We start from the raw sequence: 1,127 nt of genomic DNA on the forward strand, positions 1-1,127 counted from the left end.
AATTTCCCTATCGCCTGTTCGCTCGATAACAAATCCACTAATTGGCAGAATGTACGATTTCAAATACACAACAAGAAACGTAGACTAACCCTACTAACGAATAGACTCGAATACTTAAAAACTAAGCCAGTCAAAGTCTTCGTCCCTTACGGCGATATCTTTGTTGTCGGTTCCAAGGATGAATCTTTCGGCAATCAAGTCTCTCAGTGGAATGGAAATAAAATAACTTTTAGAGTCCCCAAATGCTTGGAGTCGCGATTCGGGAAAACTGTATCTTCCGAGGTCGGTGATTTCAATCGCAAGATAAATAGGCTGCCAGAATGCGGGGCTAAGACCTGGCACTTCTACCGCAAAAACGGAAAGTGGGTTATTGCTGTGCAGTTTACCCCAAATCCTGTTAATCAAGTTTCTAGAAGTAGGATGTACGGTTGTATCGGTATCGATATGAATCCCGGTTCTATTGGGTGGGCTTATGTTGATCTTCAAGGAAACCTCAAAGCCAAAGGGCAGATTCCATTGCAGATGGGATTGCCGAACGGCAAGCAACAGGCTCAAATTGTTAAAGTTTGCCTGCAACTAGCAGCAAAGGCTGCGGAATTTGAATGCCCCGTAGTTTGTGAAGAACTTGATTTCTCCACAAAAAAGGAATCTTTAGGAGAGAAAGGTAGAAAATATTCTCGAATGTTGTCGAGTTGGGCGTACAGTGAATTTTACAAGCAACTCAATCCTATTTTGTCGAATCGTGGAGTTGAGTTAATTACAGTTAACCCAGCATATTCGAGCATTATCGGCTTGGTAAAATATCTGAGAATGTATGGCTTAGCTAGCGACGAATCTGCCGCGCTGGTGATTGCTCGCCGAGCTATGCGACTAAGTGAAAAAATACCTCGCTCCTTAACCGCCTATTCTGAGGTGAACTCGGAAAAGCACGTTTGGAGCGAGTGGAACCAACTGAATAAAAAAATCAAACGTTCCGGTGTAATATCACGTCGCTGTGATTATTATACCGTTTCTAACTGGAGTTTCTTGGTCAACCTCGATGTCGAGGAAGCGTAGGCGCTAAGAAAGAACGTTTCAAACTTATACCGCTGAGCTTACCCAGGTTTGCCTAGGTTTTTTAAAGCGGT

1 protein-coding gene is annotated in these 1,127 nt (G+C 43.2%); it reads left to right on the top strand.

The window, feature by feature from the left end; genetic code table 11:
- A partial coding sequence (locus QUB10_RS34140; RefSeq protein WP_333207556.1) for an IS200/IS605 family accessory protein TnpB-related protein occupies positions 1 to 1,056 on the top strand: 1,056 nt, incomplete at its 5' end.
- Positions 1,057 to 1,127 lie beyond the last annotated feature (71 nt).

The sequence above is a fragment of the Microcoleus sp. B5-D4 genome (genome assembly GCF_036705145.1).
Classification (GTDB): Bacteria; Cyanobacteriota; Cyanobacteriia; order Cyanobacteriales; family Microcoleaceae; genus Microcoleus.